The sequence below is a fragment of the Amycolatopsis sp. lyj-108 genome, assembly GCF_046549005.1.
GTDB lineage: Bacteria > Actinomycetota > Actinomycetes > Mycobacteriales > Pseudonocardiaceae > Amycolatopsis.
Window position 1 is genome coordinate 1007104 of the sequence record NZ_JAJPWQ010000001.1, and the last position, 18223, is coordinate 1025326.

An 18223-nucleotide genomic window follows, 5' to 3' on the forward strand; every position below is an offset into this window, starting at 1 on the left:
CTCTTCACCCTCCAGTTTTTCGATGCCACCGGGCAGGACGGAGCCGCCCTGCCCGATGGCATCGCGAGATACGGTTTTCGTGTTCAGCCGAACAAGTCGTGCGTCACGCGGCGTGCGGGATCGCCCGGATTCCCTGGTACGGCGTCTCCTTGCCGAGGTAGTCCACGGTTTCGAAGAGGCCGATGGCGTCCATCGGATAGCGAGCGCCCGCTTCCGCCGCGAAAATGCACGGGAGGATCTGCTTGCGCTCCGAGGCGGCGGCCTGACCGCCCTTGCGGATGTGCTTGTGGGTGTGGATCAGGATCGGCATGTAGCCGCCGCCGAGGAACGAACCCGCCTGCAGGACCGCCCCGCCGACGCAGTCGATCACGCAGCCCTTGCCGAGGATCGCGTCGCGGCCCTGGTAGTAGTACGAGGGCGTGGCGAGCGTGCCGTGCTCCACGTGGAAGACGCCTGCCGCGAGGCCGATGATCGAACGGCCGCAGGTCCGCAGCACCGACCGGTAGAAGTCGACCAGGATCGGCCGGACGGTCGTGTCCGGAAGCGAGAATTCACCGCACATCAGCGTGATGCGCACCAGTTCCGCGAGCGTGAGGCCGGAGCCGTGCTCCCCGGGGAATTCCTGGTCCCAAGGCACGAGGTAGTCCGACGCCACCACCATGGTCGTCCCGACGTCTTCGAGGATCAGCCGCTCCGCGTCGCCGACCGGCTCCGACGGCAGGACGCCGTTCGCGAGGACCCGGACGGCGAACCGGTGCCTGGTCTCCAGCGTCTTCGCCTTGCTGGCCGCGATCAGGAGGTCGAGCCTGCCGGTCACCGTTTCCGGGATCTCGAAGAGGTGGTCGATGCCGTCGGTGGGAACGGCGATCTTGGCCTGGAGGCCACGGTTGGGCAGCGGTTCGTACGAGTCGACGACCTCCTGGAGTGCGTCGGCGAACTCACCCGTTCCGACCTGGACGAGCTTTTCCGCGGCCAGCGCCCGGTAGTCGTAGGGAATGGAGGGCGACGTCGACAGCACGATGTCGGCGAGCAGGGCGCGATGCCGGTCGTCGTCGAGCGACGCCGCGGCCAGTTCCAGTGACAGGTAAGGGGATTTGTCGCCGGGGCCGTGGATCCAGCTCGCGGTGAAGGGCGCCTCGAATCGGCACACCTTCCCGAACAACGCGCGGGCGGCGTCGTCGTTCTTGAGCTGGCTCGTGACCTCGGTCAGCGCCGCTTCCCGGTCCGAGACTTCGGCCAGCATGTCCTTGGCCGGTCGCAACAGTGTCGAAAGGTCCTCAATGCTTCGCGTCATGCTTCGCTCCCAATTCGTGCGAACTCTTCGTGGTCGTTTTCCGTTGTCTGCGGGAAGGTGCCGGTGAACATCGCCGAACCCAGCGCGGCGAGGAACCGGTGCTCGGCGGGCCGGGTCACCGTGGTGCCCTCGTCGAGGTGCCCCAAGAGGTTCAGCTGCGTCAGAAGTGCCTCCTTGAAATGGTTGACGGTGATCAGGAAATGGCGCGCCGCCACCGGTTCCAGAAGGTCGCCGGCGTGCCGGATGTGAACGGCGTGGATGTTCTTGTGGTCGAGGTCCGAGCCGAAGAACGGTTCGAAGACCAAGGTGACGTGTTTGCCGGAGCGGAATTCCACGTCGGCGAAGCGATACCGGAACTCGGAGCCGTAGGGGATGGCGGCGGGGGCGATGAAATCCCTCGACACGTCCTCGGGGAACGCGAATCCGGCCAGTGCCGGAAAGGCGACGGCGCCGGTCGAGGACGTGTAGAGCTCGACGTCCGGCAGGTCGATCGCCGAGGTCAGCACCCGCATCTCCGCCGTCACCGACGACGGTGCCGTGCGCAGATACGTCCGGTACTGATCGGCCGGAAGGATCGCGCGCAGAATGCTTAACATGTGGAAGCCCTCGTAGCCGGCTTCGCCGTATTGCGTGTCCACGAACCGGCCGTTCGCGACGTCGAACTCCCGGTTCTTGGTGAATTCGATGGTGACCTTCCGGATCGGATCGAATTCACCGGCTTCCCGCACTGACGCCGCGAAGCGCTGCACGGCTTCGCTGTGGGAATAGACGTCGTTGACGATGATCCGGGCGCGGGGATGCCGCAGGACCGTGCGGGCGAGGGCGTCGAGTTCGTCCGGATAGCAGGCCGGTTTCTCCAGCAGGATCCGCGCGTCGGGCTGAAGCCGCAGGATCTCGTCGACCACGGTGAGGTGGGTCGCCGTCGGGGTGGCGACCACCCAGGCGTCGACGTCCGACGGATCCGGCACCTCTTCCACCCGGTCCCAGTCGGCGCCGGCGCCGACGTCCACGGTGCGGACCCGATGACCCGCTTGCCCGTAGCATGCGGCGTACAACGACCCGATCTTGCCGAGCCCGACGATGACGATCGTCTTCTCAGCCAGCGACAGTGCCGACACGGGCTTCCCCTCCCCGCGACCGGATGGAATGGCGGGCGGCGGACGTGCCCGCGGCCCGGCCCAGCACGGCACCCGCCATCAGGCCGGTGCCGCCCGGATAGCCCTGGTCGTAAAGGCCGCCGACGATCACACCCGCCGCGTAGAGACCGTCGATCGGTTCGCCGCCGCCACGCACCTCGGCACCGGGGGACACGGACAGCCCGCCGTAGGTGAAGGTCAGGCCGCAGACCACCGGGACGAACAGGAACGGAGGCGTGTCGAGCCGCTTCTCCGTGCTGCCGGAATGCAGGCGCTCGATTTCGGCGGCCAGATTCGCGGCGTCGATGCCGAGCCGCCGGGCGCCTTCCTCGATCGAGGAGACGGTCACCGACGCCGGGTCGCCGAGGTAACCGTTCGGGAGCGACCCGGCCGAGACGACCTTGTCGTCGAAGATCTGGAACGCGATCCGTCCCGGCTGTTCCTGGATCTTCTGCCCGAGCGTGACGTAGGTGAGATTGCTGTAGCCGCCGTCTTCGTCGAAGAACCGGCGCCCTTCCCGGTTGACCACGACACCCAGCGGGAAGGCGTACCTGGCGAGGCCGTGGGATTTGTGCATCTGCCCTGGCAACATGTAGTCGGGCAGTTCGATGCCCTGCGGCGTGGTGTGGCACTTTTCCCAGTTGCCCGCGGTGTCGGCGCCGAATTCGACGGCGGCCGCCAGCGGGGCGCCTTCGTTGAACGGAACACCGCGCAGCTTCACGTCCCGCCACTCCTCGCCGAGGTGGCGTTCACGCAGCCCGGTGTTCGCCTCGAAGCCCGCCGACGCCAGCACCAGCGCGTCGGCGATCACCGGGAAAGCGGGCCCCGATCCGTGGACCAGGTACCGGCCGTCGGCGGTCTTCTCGAAGCCGGCGACCGCGCTGTCGTAGAAGACCGTTCCCCCGAGCTGTTCGAACCGGGCGAAGTTGCGGTCCTGAAGGCTCTGACCGCCGCCGTCGAGCACGATCGGCACGTCACCGGGGAGCGGGGTCGGCCGCGGGGCCCAGCGCTGCCCGAAGTCGCGCATCCAGGTGATCGTTTCCGTCGAACGGCGGACGATCGACTCGATCAGGGCGACGTCCACCTGGTCGCCGCACACCCGCAGCCAGTCGTCGACGTACTGCTCGTCCGAGTACCCCGACCGGCCGTCCAGGATCTCTTCGGCCCGGTCTTTGTCCGCCTCCCGCAACAGGGCCGCGATGAAGGGACTTCCCTGCCAGGAGAAACGCATGGTCCTGGTCAAGGAACTGTTCCCGCCGCGCAGTTCTTTCGGCGCGGCTTCGAGGACACTGACGGAGATCGCGCCGGCCTGCAGCGCCGCAATACCGGCGCAAAGACCCGCATTACCGGCCCCGACGACGACGACCTGCCTCTCGGCCACATCATTTTGCCCGCTATGCATCAACAACGCTCCACAATCCGATGTTCGCCATTCATGGACGACCGGGTTCGAACGAGACCGGGCCATACCGCCGCGAGACATGGCTGTTGCTTATGTCAACGCACGGTCACCGGGCCGATACGATCGGCGCGGCGCGTCGGTCTGCGAACCGCCGGTTCGCTGCTGGAATCGCAGCTTTCATTCCTCGTGTGTGCTCAGATGTGCGGCGCACGAGGTTTTCTCTTCGGAATCAGCAGATGCAGCCCGATGCGGGCGACGTCAGGCGTCATCCGGTCTTCAAAGCAGAGATTTCAGTGGATGCCTTCCGAGATGAACCGGGTGTTTCCGCCGGGTTCACCGTCGCCCTTGACGATGATCGTGCGGGCTCTTCCGGTTTGCTCATTTTTCTTCGGGCCCGGTATTCCCGAGCCTCCCCCGAGGTGGCCGGCTTGGGGACCGACTGGGGCCAGCCTGACTTCCTGACCAGCGCATGGGCAACCTTCGGGTAGTTCGGCCTTGTTCGAAATCGTTCGAGTGGCCCGAACAGCAGATTCCGGCGCCGCTGAATGGCGGTATCAGGGTCGAGATCGGTTCAGTCAATCTAGAGCGATGATCGTTGATGCGGGGGGCGACGACGGGGAGTCGTCGACGGGGGTTCCGTCACCGGACTCAGCGTCTTCACCGGCTGAGTTCACAGCGGCACTGCGTGTATTGAGAACGTGGTCCGGATTGACTTATCGACAACTGGCCGGACGGGCGAAAGAACTCGGGGGAACGCTTCCGGCGAGTACGGTCGCGACCACTCTCGGCCGGACCACACTGCCCCGCGAATCGTTCGTGGAGACGTTCACGCGCGCGTGCGGGTTGAACGACGAAGACGTGCGGCGGTGGCTCGGCGCCAGGACGCGGATCGCGATGGGGGTTCCGCTGCGGCTCGTCGACGACATGAAGGTGACTCCCGCGCTCCCGCCGGCACCGGAACCGGAGCCCGCACCGCCGCCCCGGCGACCTCGCTGGCGCGGACCGCTGATCGTGGCCGCGGTCGTGAGCATCGTCCTCGTCGGGGCACTCGGCTATCTGACCCGGTCCTTCGGCGCGGCCACGAAGGGCAAGGACACCGCGGCCGTGATACCGGGGCTGGACATCCGGGAGGTGGGCAGCTGGGCGCAGATCCGGCCCGCCCGCTCGCCCGAGTTCTGTCTCGCCGAAGGGGCGGACCGGACCAGGCTCTATGCCGGCACCGTCGTCGCCCAGCAGCTCTGCGGCAGCGACGCGGCTCCGCATCTGTTCATCGACCCGGTCGGCGAAGAGAACGCAGTGCAGATCCAGTGGCACCATCCGGAAAGCGGGGTCGGCTGCCTCACGGTGGTGAACGAGGGACTGGGGCACGACCTGATCGAACCCCGCGACGACTGCGACGACGATGGTATGGACCAGTTGTTCACCATCGGCGCGGCCGGTCCGACGGAGGAGGGGCGTTTCGTCATCCGTCCCGTCGGCACCAGCCAATGCCTCGGCCTGCGCGACATGGACACCGTCGCCGGTACGGAGGTCGTCCGGGAACGCTGCTCCGGCGCGCCTGACCAGACTTTCCTCATCGATCTGATCCCGCCTCCCTGAGCGTGCGGCCGGGATCGCAGGTCCGTGAAGGGCTCCTTACCTACCCTGAGGGTAGGGAAGGAGGCCCTCACGGCATGCCGGGCTGAGCTCGGCCCGAGCCGAGGCGGCGGGCGCGCAGGAACGCCATCTTGTGCCCCAGCACTACGGCGACAGCGCGTGAAGGACCCCTTCCCTCCGCTCAGCCGAGGAAACTCGGCCTTCACGCCAGCCGAAGTACATGAAGGACCCCTTCCTTGCGCCTAGGTACAGGAAGGGGGCCTTCATGTACCTCAACCAGGCACCTGGACCGGCGATCGCGTGATCACTCCACGAGAAAGGCGGCGAAACCGGGAACCGAAGACGACCTTTCGACGACTTGTGGGGCTGAATCATGTGGTCCGGCGAGCGGAGAGAGATGCACTGGTACGAGGACGACGACCTGTGGGTCGGGTTCGCGGACGTGATGTTCCCGCCCAGCCGGGCCGAAGAGGCCGAACGCCTGACGGCCACGTCACCGCTGCTCCAGGTCGCCGACGGCGCGAAGGTGCTCGATCTGGCGTGCGGCCCGGCGATCCACGTCGTGCCGCTGGCGAAGAAGGGCGCCGACGTGACCGGCGTCGACCTCAGCCCGGCGATGCTCGAACGCGCGCGAGAGGCCTGCGAAAGCGCCGGAGTCGCCGCGAAACTGATCCAGGCGGACATGTTCGAGTACGCCGAGCCCGGCGCGTACGACCTGATCATCAACATGTACACGTCGTTCGGCTACTTCACCGAGCCCGGTGACAACCTCACCGTGCTGCGAAACGCCTACGCGAGCCTCGCGCCCGGCGGCAGGCTCCTGATCGACGTGCTCGGCAAGGAGGTGCTCGCGGGCTGGGTCGGCCGTCCGAAAGCGGTCGACGTCGACGGCGGGACGGTGTTCATGCGCGACACCATCCTCGACGACTGGACCCGCCTCAAGACCGAATGGACGCTGGTCCGCGACGGTGCGGCGAAGCAGGCGTCGATCCTGTCCTTCCTGTACAGCGCGGCTGAACTGAAGGCACTGTTCGAGACGGTGGGCTTCACCGGCGTCGAGTGCTTCGGTGACTTCGACGGCTCGCCGTACGACAACCACGCACGCCGCCTGATCGTGCGTGGTGAACGTGCCGGCTGAAACGCTTCGCCTGTTCGCCGAACCGGACGACGACACCTCACGCTCGCTGCGGCTCACCGGTCCGGTGCTCCTGCTGTCGGCGGCGCTGGTGATCTCGCTGATCGCGGGCATCGCGCTCGGCCCGTCCACCGTCGCTCTCCCGGATGTCCTGCGCTACCTGGGAAAGGCCATCACCGGCGGCACCATCACCGGCGACGAGGTCACCGGGTACTCGATCGTCTGGCAGGTCCGCACGCCGCGGGTGCTGCTGGCGGCCGTGGTCGGCGCGGGGCTCGCGGTGGTCGGGGTCGCCGTGCAGGCGCTGGTCCGCAACGCCCTCGCCGATCCGTTCGTGCTCGGGATCTCGTCGGGTGCCTCGGTCGGTGCCGCCGCCGTCGTGGTGTTCGGCTTGTTCGCCGGGCTCGGCGTGCTGGCGCTGTCGACTGCCGCCTTCCTCGGCGCGCTTGGCGCGACGGCACTCGTCTATCTGGCCGCCCGCAGCAAATTCGGCCTGACGCCGTTGCGTCTCGTGCTCACCGGGGTCGCGCTCACCTACGCCTTCCAAGCCGTGATGAGCGTGCTCGTCTACCTCTCGCCGAGCGGCCAGGCCGCGCAGACCGTGCTGTTCTGGCTGCTGGGCAGCCTCGGCGCGGCGACCTGGGCGTCCCTGCCGCTGGCCGCGCTCGGGGTGGCCGTGGCGATCATCGTCCTGCTGCGGTACGGCACCGCGCTCGACGTCCTGTCCATGGGCGACGAGACCGCGATGAGCCTCGGCACCGACGCCGCCGCCTTGCGCCGCTGGCTTTTCCTGCTCACCGCGGTCGTCACCGGACTGCTGGTGGCGGTCAGCGGTTCGATCGGGTTCGTCGGGCTGGTCCTGCCGCATGTGGTGCGGATGATCGCCGGTTCGGGGCATCGCCGCGTGCTGGCGCTCGCGCCGCTGGTGGGCGCGGTGTTCCTGGTGTGGGTCGATCTGCTCGCCCGCACCCTCGTCGCGCCGGAGGAACTGCCGCTCGGCGTGATCACCGCGCTGATCGGCGTCCCGGTGTTCCTCGTCGTGATGCGGCGCCGCGGTTACGCGTTCGGGGGTCGCTGATGCTTTCCCTGCGCGATCTTTCCGTCGAGGTGGCCGGATCGACGCTGATCCGCGAACTGCGCCTGGACGTCGGCTCGGGCGAGGTCGTCGGCCTCCTCGGCCCCAACGGCAGCGGCAAGTCGACGGCGTTGCGCTGCGTCTACCGGGCGCTGACCCCGTCCGGCGGCGCCGTCCTGCTCGACGGCATCGACCTGGCGGAACAGGGCCTGCGCGACACGGCCCGCCGGATCGCCGCGCTCACCCAGGACAGCCGGGCGGATCTGGACTTCACCGTCGAGGAGGTCGTCGCGCTCGGCCGGTCGCCGCATCAGCGCGGCAACCTCCGGCTTTCGGCCCGCGAACGCGCGCTGTGCCGGGAAGCGTTGCGGCGGATGGACATCACCCATCTCGCCCAGCGCAGTGTGCTGACACTTTCCGGCGGGGAACGGCAACGGGTACTGGTGGCGAGGGCGCTCGTCCAGGAACCGGAAGTGCTGGTCCTCGACGAGCCGACCAATCACCTCGACGTCCGCCATCAGGTGGAACTGCTGAAATTCCTGCGCGACTGCGGGCTCACGGTGCTCGTCGCCCTGCACGATCTCAACCTCGCCGCCGCCGTCTGTCACCGGATCGCGTTGCTGCGCGGCGGATCGCTCGCCGCCTGCGGAACCCCGGCCGAAGTGCTCACGCCCGAAACGGTCCGCGCCGTGTTCGGCGTCGAGGTCACCCAGGTGACCCATCCCGTGACCGGGGCGCTCCAGCTGCTGTACGACCTTCCCGCCGATGAAACCGAGGGGATCACACGATGAAGCCGTCCAGGGTGACCGCGCTCTTCGCCGCGGCGCTGCTCCTGAGCGCCTGCGGTGCCCAGGTCGAGGCCGGACCGGCAGCACCGGCACAGGCCACGGTGACCAACTGCGGTGCGCAGGTCACCTTCCCGGCGCCCCAGCGCCCGGTGGCCTACGACGTCTCCGGCGCCGAGAAGATGTTCGCGCTCGGCCTCGCCGGCCGGATGCGCGGTTACGTGATGAACTCGCTCGGCGATCCGTCGATCGCCGGGTCGCCGTGGAAGGACGACTACGCCAAGGTCGAACGGCTCGGCACCTCGCGGGTCACCCGCGAAATCCTGGTCAACGCCAAGGCGGACTGGGTGATCGCGGGCTGGAACTCGGGCTTCAGCGAGGAACGCGGGATCACGCCGAAGCTGCTGGAGCAGGTCGGCATCCGAAGCTATCTGCACACCGAGACCTGCTGGGAGTATCCGGCCGCGAAGTCGGAGGTGACGCCGCTCGAGGCGCTCTACACCGACCTGCGCAACCTCGGTGACATCTTCGGCGTCCGCCAGCGGGCCGACGAACTGGTCGCGGAACTCAAGGGACGCTTCGACAAGGTCCGAGCCGGAGCACCGAAGACCCCGCCCGCCAAGGTGTTCGTCTACGACTCCGGCACCGATCAGCCCTTCACTTCAGGAAAACACGCCGCTCCCCACGACATCATCGACGCCGCGGGCGGGACCAACGTCTTCCGCGACCTCCAGGACGGCTGGGGCAGCGTCGGCTGGGAAGCGGTGGTGAAGGCCGAGCCCGAGGTGATCGTCGTGGTGGACTACGCGGACCAGCCCGCGAAGGACAAGATCGCGTTCATCAAATCGGCGCCACAGCTGAAGAACACCCCCGCCGTGCGCGACAACCGGTTCCACGTCGTCTCCTACGGGGATCTCGTGAGCGGCCCGCGCAACGCGGCGGGCGCCGAATCACTGGCCGCGTACCTGCGCTCGATCGGCCGGTGAACGCGATGTCCGCGCTGGTCCACGAACACGTCACCGACGCGATCAAGACACCGGCGTTGATCCGGCTCAAGCCGAACGTCGTGCTGATCCGCTTCGAGACCCTGAAGGTCTACGCGGCGCTCGGCGCGGTCCGGTCGCTGCTCGCCGACGGTACCGTCCGAAAAGGACAGACGCTGATCGACAGCTCCAGCGGGATCTACGCGCTCGCGCTGGCGATGGCCTGTCATCGTTACGGTCTGCGCTGCCATATCGTCGCCTCCACCACCGTCGACCTCACCATGCGCTCGCAGCTGGAGATCCTGGGCGCGACGGTGGACCAGATGCCGCCGTCGGACGACCTCCGGCTCGACCAGCGGCGCCGCGTCGCACGCGTGCACGAACTGCTGGAACGCAATCCGGGGATGCACTGGATGCGCCAGTACCACGATCCCGTGCACTACCTGGGGTACGGCGAGGTCGCCGATCTCGTCGCCCGCGCGCTGCCGTCCGGGCCGCTCACCGTCGTCGGCAGTGTGGGCACCGGCGCGTCGACCGGCGGGATCGCGCGGTCACTGCGCGAACGCGATCCGGACGTCCGGCTCACCGGCGTGCAGCCGTTCGGCAGTGTCACCTTCGGCAGCGAGCGGTTCACCGATCCGGACGCGATCATCGCGGGGATCGGGTCCGCCATCCCGTTCGGCAACGTCGATCACACACTGTACGACCGGATCCACTGGCTGGACTTCGTGCACGCCATGGCCGCGACCGTCGGCCTGATGCGCGACCACGCCGTCTTCGCCGGGCTTTCCACCGGTGCCGCGTACCTCGTCGCGGGCTGGGAAGCGGCGCGGAACCCGGATCGGACGCACGTCGTGATCGGCGCCGACACCGGACATCGCTACACGGCGCGGGTCTTCGCCCGGCACCGGGAAGCGGTCGACCCGGCGGGGCTCGCTCCGCGCGAGATCGCTTCACTGGACGAACTCGCGCTGCCGTGGGCGGCGATGGACTGGAGCCGCCGCCGCTTCGGGATACCCGCGCAACCGCTGTACCGGAAGGAGCGGGCGTCGTGACCGTCGTCCTGTTGGAAGCCTTGACGTTCGGCCTGGGCAGGCTGGCGGACGCCGCGGCGGAGGCCGGGCGGAAACTGGTTCTGTTCACCGGAAACCGCGACATCTACCGGTACGAACTCGGCACCCTCGGGCCGGACAGGGTCGAGGTCGTCGACATCGACACCACCGACATCGCGGCCTGCGAAGCGGCGTTGTGTGCCATCCCGGACCTCGCCGGGATCATCAACTCGACCGACACATGGGCGCTTCCCGGCGCGGAACTCACCGCCCGGCTGGGCCTGCCCGGCCCCGACGCGGCCGCCGTCCGTGTCTTGCGGGACAAGGGTGCCGTGCGCGATCTGCTGTACGAACACGGGCTCACCCGCGGTAGGCCGGTACCCGTCATGGTCGCCGAGGAACTCGGGTTTCCCTTGGTGGTCAAGGATTCTTCGGGAACGTCGTCACGCGGGGTGTGGCTCGTTCGTGACCAGGACGAACTCGAGCGAGCCAGGCGGGAGGCGAAGGAAACGCCGCTCAAGGGCCATCTGATCGCCGAACCGTATTTCGCCGGACCGCTCTACAGCGCGGAAACCGTCACCTGGCAAGGAAGGACGCGGCTGCTCGGGATCCTCTCCCGTCAGCTGTCGCCCGAACCCGTGCGACGCGAGGAGGCCGCCGCGTTCCCGGTGGCGTTCCCCGAGGCCGAATACGCCGGACTGGCCGACTGGATCGGCCGGGTGCTCAAGGCCGCCGGACACGAGCAGGGCTTCGCGCATACCGAATTCGTGCTCACCGTCGACGGGCCGGAGGTCGTCGAGATCAACATCCGGATCGGCGGGGCGATGCTCGGCGAGGCGCTGTGCCGGTCTTTGGACACCAACGTCTATTCCGCGATGATCGCCATGGCGCTGGGCGAGGAACCCGCTTTGCTGACCCAGGAGGTCGGTGGGGGACCGGGGATCGCGTTCGTCCTGGCGTACCCGGCCGCGGAAGGTGTGCTGAAGGGTTGGTCGGGGCTCGACAGGTTGCCCGGTCTCCCGGGCGCGCCGGAGTGGTATCCGACGGCGAGCCCCGGTGACGAGATCCGGCACCTCACGGATCAGCGGTCCTGCACCGGGATCGTGCTGGCCGAAGGACCGACGGCGGAGCTGGCGCTGCATCGCGCGCTTGCCGCGGCGGGTGGGGTCACGCCGGAGATCGAGTCCTGAGAGCGTCGCGAAAGCCACTTTCGGGACGCCAGGCGTCCCCAAAGTGGCTTTCGCGACACAGGGCCGCGCCGAGGGTGGGTCAGGAGGCGGGCACGCATTTCTTGGCGGCCGCGGCGGCGGCTGCCAAGTCCGCCGTGTCCATCTTGATGGAAGCGAAGGGATCGGTCGTCTCCGTCAGCGGTTTCTGGGCCGCTTCAAGGGCTTTGAGCCCCTGGTCCAGCGCGGCCTGCCCCTTGGACGCGTCGAGCTGACGCTTGCCGTCGGCCGCCGCGTCCCGTGCAGCGGTGTAGCGGTCCACAATGGACTTCTTGGCCTCGTCGCCGCCGGGGACCGGTGACGGGGGCAGCGCGGCCAGCTCGCCGATGACCTTGTCCGCGAGCCCGGCGCGCACGCCGAGGTCTTCGCTCAGCCAGCTCCGCGTCACTTCGACGCCCGACGCCTGTTTGCTCGCGTGATCGTTGCTGGCCTTCACATAGCCGTACAGCGCGCCGCACATCCCGTCGAGCCAGGCGACGGTCTTGGCGTCCGGAGCGGCGGGTGCCGAAGACGACGGCGTGGCGGTGACTGTCACAGGTGCGGCGGCAGGCGGTGGTTCACCTGAGCAGGCCGTCATCGCGAACAGGGCCGCTGCAAGGGGAACGAGCAGTACTTTCGTCTTCATCGGAGACTCCGTTCGCGGTGAAGCTTCGGTCAGTGGGGAGAAGCGCAACTCTTGGCCTCGGCCGCGGCGGCCATCAGGTCCGGTGTCTCGATTTTGAGCGCGGGCAGGAGATCCGGGGTGTCCGTGACCGGCTTCTGCGTGGCGTCCATCGCCTTGATCGCGGCGTCCATGGCGGCTTCGTTGCCGGACTTCTCCAAGCGCTGCTTGCCCGCCGCCGCCGCGTCCCTCGCCGCGGCGTATTGGTCCACAAGGGACTTCTTCACCGCGTCGCCGCCGGGAATCGGTGACGGGGGCAGCGCGGCAAGATCGTCGACGACCTTGCCCGCGAATCCCGCGCGGATCCCGAGTTCTTCCTTCAGTGCGCCGCGAGTGACTTCGATTCCCGACTTCTGTTTGCGTGAGTATTCGTCGTGAGCCTTCAGGTAGCCGTACACCGCGCCGCACACGCCGTCGAGCCAGGCGACGGCCTTCGGATCGGGCCCGGCGGGCGACGGCGACGACGGTGACGGCGGGGTGACGGTGACTGTCGCAGGTGCGGCGGCCGGCGGCCCACTCGAACAGGCCGAAACCGCGAACAGGGCACCCACCAGGGAAAAGAGCAGGAGTTTCGTCTTCATCGGATCTCCCTCCGGGGTGAACACGCACCGGAGGGCCCGCGGGTTGCCCTCAGTCGCAGTGCCCCATGAGCCGAGCGAGTTCGCCGGGCAGCAACGGCGGCTCCGGCAGCGGGCTCGCGGCCGTGGCCCGCATGCCGTCGAGCAGGAGCGCGAGGTGGCGGCGCCAGGCCTCCGGCCGCACGGCCGCGGTCGCCTCCACCGTGCGCGCGATCCCCCAGGTCACGAAGGCCATGTCCTCGAGGGTGAAGTCGGCGCGCAGGTCACCGCTTTCCTTGGCTCGCTCGACGATCCGGGTCATGAGTTCGTAGCCGCGTTCGAGATCTCCGGTCTGTGGCGGACGCGTCGAGGCGAGTTCGTTGTAACCGCGATCGGCGGCCTGGAGTTCGCAGATCCGTTCGACGAAGTACGTCAACCCGGCCCAGGCGTCGTCGAGGGAGAGCGCGTGTTCGGCCAGTTTCGCGACGGTCGTGGTCCGGTCGGCGAACACGGCGTTCACCAGATCCGCACGCTGGGGGAAGTGGTTGTACAGGGTGCCGATGCTGACGCCTGCCGTCTTCGCGATCTCTTCGAGCGGGACGTCGAGGCCGCGCACCGCGTAGAGCCCCCGCGCGGCTCGCACCAGCAGGTCGCGGTTGCGCTGGGCGTCCTTCCGCAGAGGTTTGGTCATGACGCCATCGTAGTCAAGTTGAAGGTTCCCTCAAGTTAAGGGTATAAGTTGAGGAGAACCTCAACTTAGTTCTTCTGGAGGAACCATGACCAAGACGTTCGCGATCTTCGGCGCCGGACCGGTGCTGGGACTTTCGCTCGCGCGACGCTTCGGCCGCGAGGGTTTCCGTATCGCCCTCGTCGCGCGCACCACCGAGAACCTCGACGCGCTCGTCGCCGAACTCGCCGAGGACGGTATCGAAGCGAGCGGGTTCAACGCCGACGTCTACGAGCCCGAACAGCTCGCGGCCGCCGTCACCGCCATCGGCCGCATCGACGCGGTGGCGTTCAATCCCGGCGGCGGGACCATGGGAGAGGGCATCGTGCCAGTGCTCGACGTGGATCCGGAGAACCTCCGGCTCATCCTCGACCGCTTCCTGGTGTCCGCGGTGGCGCTGGTGCGGGCCGTACTGCCGGGCATGACCGAACGTGGCGACGGCGCGATCCTGTTCACCGCCGGGCAATCCGGTCTGCACCCGGCGCCCTTCCTCGGCAACGTCGGCATGGCGCAGGCCGCGCTGCGGAACTACTTCCTCAACCTGAACGCCGTGCTCGCCGAGAAGGGCGTCTACGCCGGAGCCGTCAACGTCGGCGCGTTGATCGAGGGCAGCGTCCCGCATCGAGTGCTCACCTCGAGCCCGCTGGATTTCGAGCCCGAGGTGATCCACCCCGACGTCTTCGCCGACGCCTTCTGGAAGCTCTACGAGACGCGCGAAGCTCCCGAAGCGCTGGTCGGTTCGTTCGGGAGGTGACCTACTTTTCGATGGCGTAGGCCTCGATCTCGACCTTCATCTTCGGGTCGAGCAACGCCGAGACCTCGACCATCGTGGCAGCGGGAAGCACGTCACCGAAGGCTTCGCGGTGCGCCCGCGCCACCAGTTCGGCGTCCTTGATGTCGGTCACGTAGGTGACCGTGCGGACCACCGCGACCAAGCTCGAACCGGCGTCCCGCAGCGCGGTCTCGATGATCGAAAGCACGGCCGTGGCCTGCTCGTACGCGTCGCCCGATCGGGCGGGTTCCCGTGCCGTCGTCCCGGAAACGTGGATGTGCTCGCCGACGCGCACCGCCCGGCTGTAGCCGAAGACCCGCTCGAAGTCCCCGCCGGAGGAGATGTTCACCCGTTCAGTCATGGACCGAACGAAAGCACAAAGCGGCCCCGTACCGAAACCGGTACGGGGCCGCCAGTGTTCACTTCGCTTCGTCGTCCTCCGGCGGCTTCTCGTTCACGGCGGGCGGGATGGCCTTCGTCAGCTCGACGATGGTCTTCCCGGCCATGCCGGAAGCGCCGTAGGTCGGGTCGCTGAGGATCTTGGTCGTCTTCTCGATCGCGTCCGCCACCTTCGGGAACCTCTTGTGCAGGTCGCCGATCGGGAAGCTGTTCCAGTAGTCGAACCGCTTCAAGATGTCGGCCGCGTCGGCGCGTCCCTCCAGCACCTTCGTCAGCTTCTCGCGCACGACCCGGAGGGGCATGTCGCTGAGCTTTTCCCGAGGGGGCTTGGGCGTGGCTTCCGGAGTGGTGTCGGACGGTTTGGCGGGCGGGGCTTCGATCGGCTTCTTGCCGCCGGGCATCGGTGTCCCGCCGGCGGGTTTCGGTTTGGGCAGCGTGACCTTGCCGCCGCCGAGGGTCAGCTTCACGACGTCGTCCGCCGCCCCGCGCGTCTTGGCCAGGATCTTGATCATCTCGGCGAGCTTCTTGGCCGTGTCGGCGATCTGCTTGGCGATCTTGGCGATCGCCACCCCGACGGTGGTCATGATGGAGGTGATCGCCGCGATGATCGAACCGCCGAAGGTGATGGGCGCCAGCGCCACCGCCACGATCGCGGCCTTGAGGATGCCCGCCAGCGTCATGGCGATGATGTCGCGGACGATGCCGCGGACCGCGCCGATGACGGCACCGGCGATGCCCATCTGCTTGCCCGCGAAATTGACGTACTCGGCGAGCGCGTCGATCTGGGCGGCCACGCCCTCCATGTCGGCACGGAACTTGTCGGCGGCCTCGCCGTCCCACTTCTCCATGAACTTCTTGGTGGCGGCCGCGTGGTCCTCCGACCACTCCTTCACGGCCTTGCCCTCGTTGTAGATCGCCGTCTTGGCCGCCTCGATGCCCTTCGGGTCACCCATCAGGAAGTCCAGCGGCCAGCGGAAGATGACGATGTGCTCGATCAGCCAGCCGATCCCGGCGGTGAGCAGCGACCCGATCGGGTCGACGACCATGCCGAGGACCTCGATCGCCATTCCCGCCGAGGCCAGCCCGATGCTGAGGCTGTCGCCGTCGTCGACGGCCTTCTTCAGTGAGAACGCGGAATCGAAGAAGCCCGCGCCCGCGGTGTCCCCGCTGCCCGCGAGGAAGCTGCGGTTCTCGTCCTTGAAGTCGTCGGCCTTGGTGCCACTGCCGTTGCCGAAGTCGTTCGGGCGGTACTCGTCGCTCACTTGACCTTCACCTCGTCGATGCCCTTACCGGCGTCGGTGATCAGCTTCTCCGCCTCCTGCTCGTTGGCGTCGTACTTCTTCGCGGCCTCGCGCACCCTGTCCGAGAACTCCTGCACGTTCTCGGAGTACTTGTTCAGGTGGTCCCGCGCCTTCCCGCAGTGCATGCTCGCGCCGGCGCCGTAGATCTGGCCGCCGAAGATGCCGAAGATGCCCGGGTCGGCCACGCAGCTGCCCACCATGCCGGCGCTCTTCCGTAGCGCGTCCTCGAGTTTGTCGAGGTGACCGGCGAACTCGTTCAGGGCTTCCGTCTTGACACCGAATCCGCTCACCACGGGCTCATTTCATCGTCGTCGGGGGTGGCCGGTCGCCGGGGTCGCGGCGCCGGGGGATTCGGTGGCCGCACGGGACGGCCCGGCTGCGGCGGCATCGGGGGGCCTGCCTGCGGCGGGGGCGGCGGCCGGAAGCCCGCCTGCGGAAGCGGGTCCTCGCGGTGCGCCTCGGGAGCCCACTTGTCCTGCTCGGGGTTCTCCGGGGCGTCTTCCTCGTCCTCGACCTTCGGCAGGAACGTGCGGACCAGCTCGGCGGCCTCGTCGTTGCCGTTGATCTCGGTGTACGACTCCGTGACCTTCTCCACGGTCTTGCGCTGGGCCTCGCGCACCGTCTGCATGACCAGGGAGGAGAGCCGCGCGGGTCCCAGCGCGGTGGCCCGGTTGCCGAACTCGATCGCGCTCAGCGAGCCGTTGGCCTCGACCGTCACCGTCACCGAGCCGTCGGCCGACCGCACCGTGGACGCGGAGGAGGTGAACGCGGCCGTCAGGGCTTCGGCTTTTTCCTGGAGTTTCCTGGCCTCTCGCTCCAAAAGAAGCGCGAAGTCCTCACCTGCGTCGAAATTGGGTTGCATGCGTCGCCTTGGCTCGGTTCGGATGGGCACGATCGGAGAGAGTGCGAGGTCGACGAGGCGCTCCGCGGAACTGCCAGAGATCGTCACGTATCGTTACCATCGCGCGGGTGTTCGGACAACCCGGATGATCAGGGATTGCCCGAAAGGTCCTCCGGTGGTGGTAGTTCGGGCCAGAGCCTGGAAGAGGGACCACGATGGGAACCGGACCGATCGTGCGGGACGCCGATCGAGACGACGTCATGGCCATCTGCCGCTTCGGCGAGGAACACGTCCGAGCCCATTACACGCCACTGATCGGCGAAGAAGCCGCAGCCCTGCAGGTGCGGATGTGGTGGAACGAGACGAACGTCGCCGGCGCTGTGGCCCGCGGTTCGGTGGTGGTCGCCGACGACGGCGGGCACCTGGTGGGTGTCGGACAGCGTGGACTCGACGGTGCGGAGCACGTGATCTACAAGCTGTACGTGCACCCTCGTCACCGCGGTGGCGGGTTGGGCAGGCGCCTGCTCGACGTCCTCATCGGACAGTTGCCGCCGGGCACCGAACGGTTGTACATCGAGCATTTCGTGGCCAACGAACGCGCGGGAGCCTTTTACGAGCGCGAGGGTTTCACGGTGGAGCGGATCGACGCTGGGCTCGGTGTGGTTTGGCGGGTCCGCGATCTTCGCTAGCGGAGGTTCCGGGTCAAGGGCCCGTCGAGCCAGCGATCGACCTGGCGCTGTCCCCGCAGGCGGACGACGACGAGGTCCGGATACCGGTTCTCGGCGATGACCTTGTGCACGCGAGCGCGCAGGATCGGGTGGTAGCGCCAGGCGAGCTTGACGATGTGGTCGTTGTCGGTGAAGAACGTGTACAGAGGGCCTTCGACGTTGCCGCCGGCGATCTTCGAGCCGCGCCCCACACGACGTTTCAGCGTCCGGACGACCGTGCGTGCCACGGTCAGGGCACGGGGATGATCGAGCCAGACGAGGACGTCCGACCGCTCGGTCATCCGCTCCCGAACCTCTTCGCCCTGCCATTCGATGGCCCACTCGTCGCCGGTGAGGAATTCCAGGACGTCGGCCTGCCAGGTCTCCCGCACCGTCCAGCCCGGCGCGTGGAAGAAGGACTCGAACTCGACGAACGGCAACTCCATGCGCTCGCACAGTGTTCGCGCCAGCGTCGACTTGCCGGATCCGGCGGGACCCGCCACCGCGGCCCGCCGGATCCGGCGTCCGGGAAGGGCGTCGTCCGGCCCGATGATCTGCATCCGGGGAGTTTAAT

General features: G+C 68.0%; 20 protein-coding genes. 9 read left to right on the forward strand and 11 right to left on the reverse strand.

Going from position 1 to position 18223, the window contains the following annotated elements:
• Positions 1-103: 103 nt before the first annotated feature.
• From ACLJO0_RS04950 to ACLJO0_RS04960, 3 genes are read right to left on the reverse strand one after another with little or no spacing between them, the layout of a single operon-like run.
• Positions 104-1294 (reverse strand): hypothetical protein, encoded by a 1191-nt coding sequence (locus tag ACLJO0_RS04950; RefSeq protein WP_410576733.1) that lies wholly within the window; start codon positions 1292-1294, stop codon positions 104-106.
• Positions 1291-2412: a Gfo/Idh/MocA family oxidoreductase gene (locus tag ACLJO0_RS04955; RefSeq protein ID WP_410576734.1), complete on the reverse strand. Its 1122-nt coding sequence runs from the start codon at positions 2410-2412 to the stop codon at positions 1291-1293. Before ACLJO0_RS04955 ends, ACLJO0_RS04950 begins: the two co-directional genes overlap by 4 nt.
• Positions 2390-3811 carry an FAD-dependent oxidoreductase gene (locus ACLJO0_RS04960; RefSeq protein ID WP_410576735.1) on the reverse strand — a complete coding sequence of 474 codons (1422 nt, stop codon included), beginning with the start codon at positions 3809-3811 and terminating at the stop codon, positions 2390-2392. Before ACLJO0_RS04960 ends, ACLJO0_RS04955 begins: the two co-directional genes overlap by 23 nt.
• Positions 3812-4420: 609 nt before the next feature.
• Here ACLJO0_RS04960 and ACLJO0_RS04965 point away from each other — a divergent pair.
• From ACLJO0_RS04965 to ACLJO0_RS04995, 7 genes are all read left to right on the forward strand, one after another.
• Entirely contained in the window at positions 4421-5431 is a 1011-nt protein-coding gene (locus ACLJO0_RS04965; RefSeq protein ID WP_410576736.1) for a helix-turn-helix domain-containing protein, read from the forward strand.
• A 394-nt stretch (positions 5432-5825) separates the two neighbouring features.
• Positions 5826-6566, forward strand: a complete 741-nt coding sequence (locus ACLJO0_RS04970; protein ID WP_410576737.1) for a class I SAM-dependent methyltransferase — start codon at positions 5826-5828, stop codon at positions 6564-6566.
• Entirely contained in the window at positions 6547-7641 is a 1095-nt protein-coding gene (locus ACLJO0_RS04975) for a FecCD family ABC transporter permease (RefSeq protein WP_410576738.1), read from the forward strand. The genes ACLJO0_RS04970 and ACLJO0_RS04975 overlap by 20 nt, the downstream gene beginning before the upstream one ends.
• Positions 7641-8429 carry an ABC transporter ATP-binding protein gene (locus tag ACLJO0_RS04980; protein WP_410576739.1) on the forward strand — a complete coding sequence of 263 codons (789 nt, stop codon included), beginning with the start codon at positions 7641-7643 and terminating at the stop codon, positions 8427-8429. Before ACLJO0_RS04975 ends, ACLJO0_RS04980 begins: the two co-directional genes overlap by 1 nt.
• Positions 8426-9409 carry an ABC transporter substrate-binding protein gene (locus ACLJO0_RS04985; RefSeq protein WP_410576740.1) on the forward strand — a complete coding sequence of 328 codons (984 nt, stop codon included), beginning with the start codon at positions 8426-8428 and terminating at the stop codon, positions 9407-9409. The genes ACLJO0_RS04980 and ACLJO0_RS04985 overlap by 4 nt, the downstream gene beginning before the upstream one ends.
• Complete coding sequence (locus tag ACLJO0_RS04990) at positions 9406-10461, forward strand: cysteine synthase family protein (protein WP_410576741.1); 1056 nt, start codon at positions 9406-9408, stop codon at positions 10459-10461. Before ACLJO0_RS04985 ends, ACLJO0_RS04990 begins: the two co-directional genes overlap by 4 nt.
• The gene (locus ACLJO0_RS04995; RefSeq protein WP_410576742.1) at positions 10458-11648 is read left to right on the forward strand and encodes an ATP-grasp domain-containing protein; all 1191 of its coding nucleotides are present in this window, start codon (positions 10458-10460) and stop codon (positions 11646-11648) included. The genes ACLJO0_RS04990 and ACLJO0_RS04995 overlap by 4 nt, the downstream gene beginning before the upstream one ends.
• Before the next feature lie 79 nt (positions 11649-11727).
• Here the strand turns inward: ACLJO0_RS04995 and ACLJO0_RS05000 are convergent, their stop codons facing one another.
• The 3 genes from ACLJO0_RS05000 to ACLJO0_RS05010 are packed head-to-tail and all read right to left on the reverse strand — an operon-like array spanning position 11728 to position 13593.
• Entirely contained in the window at positions 11728-12309 is a 582-nt protein-coding gene (locus ACLJO0_RS05000) for a hypothetical protein (protein WP_410576743.1), read from the reverse strand.
• Positions 12310-12338: 29 nt separating this feature from the next.
• Positions 12339-12926, reverse strand: coding sequence for a hypothetical protein (locus ACLJO0_RS05005; protein ID WP_410576744.1), 588 nt, complete (start codon positions 12924-12926; stop codon positions 12339-12341).
• 49 nt (positions 12927-12975) lie between these two features.
• Positions 12976-13593 carry a TetR/AcrR family transcriptional regulator gene (locus tag ACLJO0_RS05010; protein WP_410576745.1) on the reverse strand — a complete coding sequence of 206 codons (618 nt, stop codon included), beginning with the start codon at positions 13591-13593 and terminating at the stop codon, positions 12976-12978.
• 85 nt (positions 13594-13678) lie between these two features.
• Here ACLJO0_RS05010 and ACLJO0_RS05015 point away from each other — a divergent pair, with 85 nt between their 5' ends.
• Entirely contained in the window at positions 13679-14383 is a 705-nt protein-coding gene (locus ACLJO0_RS05015; protein ID WP_410576746.1) for an SDR family NAD(P)-dependent oxidoreductase, read from the forward strand.
• A gap of 1 nt (position 14384) precedes the next feature.
• Here ACLJO0_RS05015 and ACLJO0_RS05020 read toward each other — a convergent pair whose 3' ends face one another.
• From ACLJO0_RS05020 to ACLJO0_RS05035, 4 genes are read right to left on the reverse strand one after another with little or no spacing between them, the layout of a single operon-like run.
• Positions 14385-14762, reverse strand: a complete 378-nt coding sequence (locus ACLJO0_RS05020) for a RidA family protein (RefSeq protein ID WP_233599163.1) — start codon at positions 14760-14762, stop codon at positions 14385-14387.
• 58 nt (positions 14763-14820) lie between these two features.
• Positions 14821-16062 (reverse strand): hypothetical protein, encoded by a 1242-nt coding sequence (locus ACLJO0_RS05025; protein WP_410576747.1) that lies wholly within the window; start codon positions 16060-16062, stop codon positions 14821-14823.
• The gene (locus ACLJO0_RS05030; RefSeq protein ID WP_370308681.1) at positions 16059-16391 is read right to left on the reverse strand and encodes a type VII secretion target; all 333 of its coding nucleotides are present in this window, start codon (positions 16389-16391) and stop codon (positions 16059-16061) included. Before ACLJO0_RS05030 ends, ACLJO0_RS05025 begins: the two co-directional genes overlap by 4 nt.
• Complete coding sequence (locus ACLJO0_RS05035) at positions 16388-16963, reverse strand: YbaB/EbfC family nucleoid-associated protein (protein ID WP_410576748.1); 576 nt, start codon at positions 16961-16963, stop codon at positions 16388-16390. Before ACLJO0_RS05035 ends, ACLJO0_RS05030 begins: the two co-directional genes overlap by 4 nt.
• A gap of 194 nt (positions 16964-17157) precedes the next feature.
• On the opposite strand from ACLJO0_RS05035, the gene ACLJO0_RS05040 reads away from it, so the two are divergent.
• Positions 17158-17631: a GNAT family N-acetyltransferase gene (locus tag ACLJO0_RS05040; protein ID WP_410576749.1), complete on the forward strand. Its 474-nt coding sequence runs from the start codon at positions 17158-17160 to the stop codon at positions 17629-17631.
• On the opposite strand, the gene ACLJO0_RS05045 is transcribed toward ACLJO0_RS05040, so the two are convergent.
• The gene (locus tag ACLJO0_RS05045) at positions 17628-18209 is read right to left on the reverse strand and encodes an adenylate kinase (RefSeq protein ID WP_410576750.1); all 582 of its coding nucleotides are present in this window, start codon (positions 18207-18209) and stop codon (positions 17628-17630) included. The genes ACLJO0_RS05040 and ACLJO0_RS05045 overlap by 4 nt on opposite strands.
• Positions 18210-18223: the final 14 nt, after the last annotated feature.